An 8,113-nucleotide genomic window follows, 5' to 3' on the forward strand; every position below is an offset into this window, starting at 1 on the left:
TAAATTGATCAACGGACCGTGCTTCTCCTCCTTGCGCGGTAGCATGTTTCAGAGGCTTCCCGTTGGCTATGAGCGCTTACTCGGGTATTGAACAATGAGTGAGAGGAAACTGTCAACCTTGATTTTTTATCTATTCTATCTTGATCTTATTGCTGACTGTTCCTGGCGTCGGAAAAGTATCTCTGAGCTGGGATGACGTGGGTATTCGAGGGCTGCCTGGGGGCGGTGAGCCGGACAGCCGGCTTCCCAAACTTGCGCTAAAGCAGGGAACGCATCCGCAGCGGGTCTCGCAGGCTGGCTTCCCAAACTTGCGCTAAAGCAGGGAACGCATCCGCAGCAGGTCTCGCAGGCTGGCGTCCACCTTCAGCCGGCCGCTGGACCACGCCGAGCCGAACCGCAGGCTTCCCTCAGTGACGGCGATGAGGTCGTCACTGTTCACCGTGAATGTCACCTGGGCCGTCTCGCACTCGCCCTCGTTGATGTCGAGGACGTTGCCGTCGCGTAGTTCCGCGGAGAAGCTCGTCCCGAGATCGGGTATCCGGCACATGATGGTACGGTCGGGAGCCAGCTCGCGCGTGCGGTCGTTCACCAGATTGTTGAGCTGATCCGCCAGCATGCGCAACGCCGCCGAACACTGCTGCCTGGTCGCCATGCCGGCCAGCTCCTCCTTCCGCGGGTCCGCTGGGCTGTGTCTCGGAGCCTCGGAGCTGCGGTGTTCCGCATGACCTTTGCGACCGCCACCCGGGACCGGACACTGCCACCGGCGGGTGGCTCTCCTACACAGTGACGAGGCGGTAACGATGGTAGGGATGGGCTATCACGGAGAGCCTAGCGCCCGCTCTGCCGATGGCGATGTGTTCGACACGGCTCGTCCGGTGTACCTGGGGTAACCGTCGCCACCGCGAGCGGGATCCAGGCATCCTGGTTCGGACGACAGCGGCGTGCCGCGGGGTGACGGTCCTGCCGTCGCTGTCATGGAAGAGGAACCCCTCATGACTGTGCACCCCGGCGGCGTCCGCCGCTGCGCTCCTCGGTCGCTGGCGCGTCCTGCGATGCTCGCTATGGACGCCGCCGCATGAGTGATGACGTTCCAGATGATGTTCGTGACGCGCTTGCGCGGATGGACCGCCTGCCCACGCTGCCCGTGTCGGCCCACGTCGCTGTCTTCGAGGAGGTCCACGGTCTCCTGGACGGAGTACTCACGGATCTGGACGGGCCCGCGAGCGCTCCGCCTGATCCAGCCGCCAAGCCTGGCCGGCCGCGGGCGTGACCGGGACGAGGCGCGCTGCCATGGTCCGCAGGACGCGGCTGGACCGCGAGCTCGTACGGCGAGGCCTGGTTCGCTCCCGCGAGCAGGCCAGTGAGGCGATCATTGGCGGCCGGGTCCGGGTGAGCGGGCGGCCGGCCACCAAACCCGCGACGATCGTGGATGACACCACGTCTATTGTGATCATTTCTGGGAGCGACCCCGGATATGCCTCGCGCGGCGCCCACAAACTGCTTGCGGCCCTGTCCACCTTCGCTGGGAACGAGCCGCCGTTGCGGGTCACCGGGCGCCGCTGTCTGGATGCCGGGGCGTCCACCGGTGGTTTCACGGACGTGTTGCTGCGCCACCGTGCGGCTGAGGTCGTCGCGGTGGACGTCGGATACGGCCAGTTGGCGTGGCGGTTGCGGAGCGATCGACGGGTCCGGGTGCTGGAGCGTACCAATGTCCGCCACCTCGCCCCCGAGGAAATCGGTGGGCTGGTCGATCTGGTCGTGGCCGATCTGTCGTTCATCTCGCTGCGGCTGGTGCTGCCCGCGCTGCGGGCCTGCGCCCGACCAGAGGCCGACTTCGTCGTCCTGGTCAAGCCGCAGTTCGAGGTGGGGCGGGACGGTCTCGGGCCGGGCGGGGTGGTCCGCGACGTGACTGCGCACGCGTGGGCGGTGCGGGAGGTGGCCGCGGCTGGGGCACGGTTGTCACTCGGTGTCCGTGGGGTTGTCGCGAGTCCGCTGCCCGGCCCCGCGGGCAACGTCGAGTACCTGCTGTGGCTTGCCGGGGAGGCTCCCAGCATGCCCGAGGCCTGGCTCACCGAGGCGATCGCCACCGCGATCGCGGCCGGTCCAGCCGGTTCGGCCGGTCCAGCCGGTTCGGCCGGTCCAGCCGGTTCGGCCGGTTCAGCCGGCGGCGGCGACTGTGGGCCGGGCCTGTCCGGTCAGCCCGGAGAGGTGCACGGGTGAGCCGGGAGGTCCTGGTCGTGACCCATCCCCGCCGTTCGGCGGTGCGTGAGGTCGCCCAGCGTGTCCTGGATCAGTTTGTCGCCGCCGGAGTCGCGCCGCGGGTGCTGCGCGACGAGGCCGACCTGCTCGACCTGCGCTGTGCCAACGTCGTCCCGCCCGACGGGGCCGCGGCGTTCGGGGTCGAGCTTGTCCTCGTTCTCGGCGGGGACGGCAGCCTGCTGCGCGGCGCGGAGCTTGCGCGCGGCGCCGACGCCCCGCTGCTCGGTGTCAACCTCGGCCATGTCGGCTTTCTCGCCGAGGCTGAACCGGACGCGCTGGAGTCCACGGTCGACCATGTCGTCCGCAAGGATTACCAGGTCGAGGAGCGGATGACCGTTGACGTGACGGTTCGCTACCACGGCGAGCCCACGTACCGCGGCTGGGCTCTCAACGAAGTGTCGCTGGAGAAGGTCGATCGGTCCCGGATGCTGGAATGCGTTGTCGAGGTCGACAACCGTCCGCTGTCCCGGTGGGGCTGTGACGGCATGATCTGTTCGACCCCCACCGGATCGACGGCGTACGCGTTCTCGGTTGGCGGCCCGGTCCTGTGGCCGGGCGTCGAGGCCCTGCTGGTCGCGCCGATCAGCGCCCACGCGCTGTTCGCCCGCCCCCTGGTGCTGGCTCCCACCTCGTCGGTCGCCATCGAGGTGCTGCCCTCGACCCCGGCCGTGCTGTCCTGCGACGGGCGGCGCTCGGTGGAGGTCGCGGAACGCTCCCTGGTCGAGGTGACGCGGGGGCGCCGGCCGGTACGGCTCGCCGTGGTGCACCCGCGGCCGTTCACCGACCGGCTGGTGGCCAAGTTCGACCTGCCGGTGACAGGCTGGCGGGGGCGGACGAGGACCTGACACGAGTGGATGCTTCTTCGCGGCCTGTGCCCGTCGCCGAGGCCGGGATCTCGGGTGCGCCCGTTACCGAGGACGGGACACGCCATAGAGTCACGTCTGTGCTCGAGGAAATTCGCATTCGCGGCCTCGGGGTCATCGACGACGCTGTGCTCGAGCTCGCGCCCGGTCTCACCGTGGTCAGCGGTGAGACCGGCGCTGGCAAGACCATGATTGTCCAGGGGCTCGGGCTTCTCACCGGCGGGCGTGCGGATGCCGGTCTGGTGCGTCCCGGCGTGGGGCGGGCCTTCGTCGACGGGCGGCTGGTCACCCCGGCTGGCAGCCCGCTGGCCGAACGGGTCCGGGACGCGGGCGGCGAGTGCGACGACGACAGCCTGCTCATCGGCCGGACCTTGACCGAGGAAGGCCGCTCCCGGGCGCACATCGGCGGCCGGTCTGTCCCGGCCAGTCTCCTCGCCGAGATCACCGACGGGCTGATCGCGGTGCACGGCCAGTCCGACCAGCAACGGTTGCTGCGCGCTGGTGAGCAGCGCGGTGCCCTCGACCGGTTCGCGGGTGCCGCGGTGGAGCGGCCGCTGGTGGCTTACACCGCCGTCTACACGCGATTGCGCAGGGTCTCCAGCCTGCTCGCCGAGATCACCGAACGGGCCCGGGAGCGGTCGGCCGAGGCGGAGATCCTGCGCGGCGGCCTCGCGGAGATCGAACGAGTTGACCCGTATCCCGGCGAGGACGCGGCGGTGGATACCGAGCTGCGCCGGTTGGAACACGCCGAGACGCTGATGCAGGCCGCCAGCGGCGCGCACACGGTGCTGGTGAGCGACCCCGCGGTCGGTGGTGACGATACGCCGGGCGCCGTCGACCTGCTGGGCGCCGCTCATCGGCTGGTCGCCGCGCAGGCGTCCCTCGACCAGGATCTTGCCGACCTGGCTGACCGCCTGCACGAGGTCGGGATGCTGCTCGCCGACGTCGCCGCGGACCTCGCCTCCTACGCGGCCGGCGTCGAGTCCGATCCTGGCCGCCTTGCCACCGTGCAGGCCCGCAAGGCGGCTCTCGCGGGCCTTGCCCGAGCGCACAGCACCGATCTGCCGGGGGTCCTGGCATGGGCGGAGCAGGCCGGGCGGCGCCTGCTTGAGATCGACTCCGATGGCGACCGGGCCGGGGAGCTGGCGTCCGAACGCGACCGGCTGGTGGCTGACCTCAGCACGCATGCCACTGAGATCAGCACGGCTCGCCGTGCCGCCGCGGACAGGTTCGCCGCGGCGGTGGCCGCTGAGCTTGCGGGTCTGGCGATGCCCAGGGCCCGGGTCGAGGCGGTTGTCTCCCAGCGCGCGGATCCCGCTGGCATACCCGTGGACGGCCAGCTCGTCGCCTATGGGCCGACCGGGGCTGACGAGGTCGAACTGCGCCTGGTGCCGCATCCGGGCGCACCGGCACGCCCGGTGCACAAGGGGGCCTCCGGCGGTGAGCTGTCCCGGATCATGCTGGCTATCGAGGTCGTGCTCGCCACCGCCGACACGACCACGACAATGGTGTTCGACGAGGTCGACACCGGGGTGGGTGGGCGTGCCGCGGTCGAGGTCGGCCGCCGGCTGGCTCGGCTCGCGCGGACCCATCAGGTGATCTGTATCACTCACCTGCCGCAGGTTGCGGCCTTCGCGGACCGGCACCTGGTGGTGACGAAGGCGGACGACGGTTCGGTGACCCGCAGCGGCGTGGTGACGCTCGACGATGCCGGCCGGGTGCGGGAACTGTCCCGGATGCTCGCGGGCGTCGAGGAGAGCGCCCTGGCCCACGGGCACGCTGAGGAACTGCTCGCCAACGCCGCGGCTGACAAGAAGATTTTCGATAAGAGCGCCCGGCAACAAGCTGTGGATCAAGGTGTGGATCAAGGGGTGGGGCTGGGGCGTGTGCGTCGCGTAGCGATGGATGAGGAACTCCGGAACACGCCGTAAGAAGATCATCGATGAGCCGTGGTAACGCGGAAGCCGCTCTCCGTTCTCACGCATGGGAGTGGCGTCCATAGGTGAAGCGGGCCTGCGCCGCGGCGGACGGGCTGTCGTGCTCCCCAGCCGCCGGGAGGGAGAGCGTGAACGTGGCGCCGCGGCCCACCGCGCCTGCCGCCGTGACCGTCCCGCCGTGGTTCGCCGCGATCTCCTGGACGAGGGCCAGGCCGAGACCGAACCGGCGCCGGTCACCGACTTGCTGGCCACGGTGGAAGCGGGTGAAGAGATCGTCAGCGGCGGTCGGCTCGAGCCCCTGCCCGGTATCTGTGATCCGCAGGGTGACAACGCCACTCGGGTTCGCCGGAGTCACTGTTATGGTCACCGATCCGTCGCTTCGGGTGTGCCCGAGCGCGTTGTCCAGCAGCGCGGAGACGGCCCGGCGCAGTGCCGGCTCAGCGCCGAGAACGACCGCGCGACGGTCTGCCTCAGCCGGCATCGCCCTGCCAGCGGTCAGATCGGCGACCGTGACGGTGAGTGTCACGCCCAGTTCGGCGGCGTACGCCTGCGCGGCCGCGGCGACCTCGTGCGCGACCCGGCCGAGATCCACCGGGGTTCGCCGACCGGGGCTGTGCGCGAGTTCGGCGGATACCAGCAGATCCTCAACGATATCCGCGAGCCGGCGGCTGTCCGCGACGATCTCACCCGCCTCGGCGGCGAGAGCGGGCACACCGGCTTTGCCCGCGGCGCGTTCGAACACCTGGGCGCGGGTGTGCAACAGCGTGAGCGGGGTCCGTAGCTCGTGCGCGGCATCGGCGACGAACTGGCGTTGGCGGTCGAGCGCATCCCGCAGCGGCGCGACCGCACGACGCCCGACCGTGATGCTGACCATCAGGACCGCGCCGATCCCCGAGACGCCCGCGAAGCCGAGGCCGAGTAGCAGCCGGTCGGTCTGTCGGTTCAGGTCACTGAGATCGAACGCCGTCTGGATGATGAGGCCGTCTCGCCGGACGGTGATCATTTTGTAGGTGTCACCCTGGCCCAGCCGGTGCTGGGTGGACCGGGTGACACCATCCCGGGCAGTCGCATCGATCGAGGCCAGGTCCGCGAGGTTGGCCGGGGCACCGTGGCTTGCCTGCAGCGGTTCGCCCGTCCGGCGGAGGAAGAGCGTTATGCCGTCCGGGGGATCGTCGACGTCCTCGGCGCGGGCCGCGGCCGAGCGCAGCTGGCGGTCGACGTCCTGCCGCTGCTCATAGCTGACGATCAAATAAGCGACGCTCACGACCATCAGGATCGCCGCCGACACGGCAAGAGCCACCTGGCCGGTGAGCCGGCGGCGGGCCGCCGCCAGCAGCTGGTCATCGGCGCTCATGCCACCCGCGCGCCGGGGCCGCCTGGCAGGCCGTCCCCGGAGCACGACGGGCGGGGACGGCCGTGGCCCGCCGATTCGGGTCATCCCGGCTCCCCGAGCCGGTAGCCGACGCCGCGGATGGTGCGCACGATCGACCGCCCCAGCTTGCGTCGCAGGTAGTGGACGTAGACGTCGACGACGGACGGGTCGGCGTCCGGGAATACCCGGCGGCGCAGCTCGTCACGCTCGAAGACCTGCCCTGGCCTGGTGGCGAGGACGGCGAGCAGCTCGCACTCGCGTTCGGACAGCACCAGCGGGCTGGCATCGGGGAGCCGGACGGACCTGTCGGCCACGTGCAGGCTGCGACCATCGGGCAGGGGGAGGAGGTTCGCTTCCGCGAGATGGATACGGCGCAGCGCCCGCAGCCGAGCGAGGAGCTCGTCGAGGTCGAACGGCTTGCCGAGGTAGTCCTCGGCACCGGCGTCGAGGCCCTGGACCCGGTCGGCGATGGCGGTCCGGGCGGTGAGGACCAGCACCGGAACCGCGACACCGCGTCGGCGTAGCGCCCGGAGCAGGTCAATGCCGTCCAGCACGGGCAGGCCCCGGTCGAGGATGGCGACGTCGTAACGGCGGGTCAGGCCGAGATGCAGCCCCTGCTGGCCGTCGGTGGCCAGCTCGACCGCGTAGCCGGACTCCCCGAGGACCCCCGCAAGCAGTCCCGCGAGCGCGCGTTCGTCTTCGACGAGGAGCAGCCGGGGCTGGTGCCCGGCCGGGGCGTTCACCGGATGCAGGACCTCCGTACGGTCTGGCGGTAGCTCTGACGTCGGGCGAGCGGTCGGGCGGTCAGGCGGTCAGGCGGTCAGGCGGTCAGGCAGACGAGATCATCCCCCGTCCGCGTCGGGGCGGGGCGCGGCAGGGACGTCGGACCACGCGGCCTTGGCGCCAGCGTCGCCGATCCGTACCACCTGTACGACCGTACCGGTCGCGGCGACCACCGCGAGGAGCGCGGCCACGAGCCGCAGCGCGACCGGGTTGCCGCCGGCTGCCGTGGCGGCCGCGGTGGGGGCGGTGGGGGTGGCGGACTGACGCTGTTCCCCACTCGGCTGGCTTGCCGCCGTGCCCGCGGTCCCGGCCGGCCGGCTCGCCGCGCCGGCGACGACTGGCACGTCCACAGCCACGGCCGGCGAGCTGGCCAGCTGTTCCGTCACCGCGGTGGCTTTCCGCAGTCTCCAGTCAAGCCACGTCACGAACACCGAGATGGTGAACAGCCCGAAGACCCACGGCAGGAGCCCGTCCGCGAGTTCCGCGTGCCGGGCGATGAGCGGCGATTCCGGCAGCCGCGCCTCAAGCTGATCACCGGTCGATGTGGTGAGCGGAACCAGTGCGAGCGCAACGGCCGCGAGCCCGAGCGGCAGCGGCCCGAGGCGCCGGTGTAGCGCCGGCCACAGCGCGGCCGCGGCCACGACCAGCGCGGCCAGCGGGACGAGCACCGCGGTGGCGTGCACCACCAGTGGATGGGCGGGCAATCCGAAGATCTTCAGGTACATGGCTCCGCGCTTTCGGTCGGCAGGCGGTCGAGGGACGACGGCCCGGCGGCACTGCCGGCACCGTTTCCGACCGAGCCTGCTGGCCCATCCTGAGAACTGTCTTAGAGCGCCCGGCAATAGGGGACGCGGCGTCGCGGGGCTGGGGCATGCACCTCGCCGTGTTGTCGTCAGTCG

Annotated in this window: 8 protein-coding genes; 4 read left to right on the top strand and 4 right to left on the bottom strand. The window is 70.8% G+C overall.

All coding sequences use genetic code 11. The features are described from left to right. Window positions 1-313: 313 nt before the first annotated feature. Entirely contained in the window at window positions 314-652 is a 339-nt protein-coding gene (locus MJ777_RS05180; RefSeq protein ID WP_239312127.1) for an SCP2 sterol-binding domain-containing protein, read from the bottom strand. 423 nt (window positions 653-1,075) lie between these two features. On the opposite strand from MJ777_RS05180, the gene MJ777_RS05185 reads away from it, so the two are divergent. The 4 genes from MJ777_RS05185 to recN all read left to right on the top strand — a co-directional run bounded on the left by MJ777_RS05185 (window position 1,076) and on the right by recN (window position 5,053). Then, window positions 1,076-1,270: a hypothetical protein gene (locus MJ777_RS05185; protein ID WP_239312131.1), complete on the top strand. Its 195-nt coding sequence runs from the start codon at window positions 1,076-1,078 to the stop codon at window positions 1,268-1,270. 20 nt (window positions 1,271-1,290) lie between these two features. Beyond that, window positions 1,291-2,220 (top strand): TlyA family RNA methyltransferase, encoded by a 930-nt coding sequence (locus MJ777_RS05190; RefSeq protein ID WP_239373632.1) that lies wholly within the window; start codon window positions 1,291-1,293, stop codon window positions 2,218-2,220. Next, window positions 2,217-3,104, top strand: a complete 888-nt coding sequence (locus MJ777_RS05195) for an NAD kinase (RefSeq protein WP_239312138.1) — start codon at window positions 2,217-2,219, stop codon at window positions 3,102-3,104. The genes MJ777_RS05190 and MJ777_RS05195 overlap by 4 nt, the downstream gene beginning before the upstream one ends. 98 nt (window positions 3,105-3,202) lie before the next feature. Further along, on the top strand, window positions 3,203-5,053 hold the full coding sequence (gene recN / locus MJ777_RS05200; RefSeq protein ID WP_239373635.1) for a DNA repair protein RecN: 1,851 nt from the start codon (window positions 3,203-3,205) through the stop codon (window positions 5,051-5,053). 46 nt (window positions 5,054-5,099) lie between these two features. On the opposite strand, the gene MJ777_RS05205 is transcribed toward recN, so the two are convergent. The 3 genes from MJ777_RS05205 to MJ777_RS05215 form a co-directional block, all read right to left on the bottom strand. Further along, on the bottom strand, window positions 5,100-6,413 hold the full coding sequence (locus tag MJ777_RS05205) for a cell wall metabolism sensor histidine kinase WalK (RefSeq protein WP_239373638.1): 1,314 nt from the start codon (window positions 6,411-6,413) through the stop codon (window positions 5,100-5,102). Between the two features lie 80 nt (window positions 6,414-6,493). Beyond that, on the bottom strand, window positions 6,494-7,174 hold the full coding sequence (locus tag MJ777_RS05210; protein WP_239313609.1) for a response regulator transcription factor: 681 nt from the start codon (window positions 7,172-7,174) through the stop codon (window positions 6,494-6,496). Between the two features lie 99 nt (window positions 7,175-7,273). After that, window positions 7,274-7,939 (bottom strand): DUF2231 domain-containing protein, encoded by a 666-nt coding sequence (locus tag MJ777_RS05215; RefSeq protein WP_239373641.1) that lies wholly within the window; start codon window positions 7,937-7,939, stop codon window positions 7,274-7,276. Between the last annotated feature and the right edge of the window lie 174 nt (window positions 7,940-8,113).

Origin of the sequence: Protofrankia sp. Cj5 (assembly GCF_917627405.1) — a bacterium.
In the GTDB taxonomy this organism is placed as follows: Bacteria; Actinomycetota; Actinomycetes; order Frankiales; family Frankiaceae; genus Protofrankia.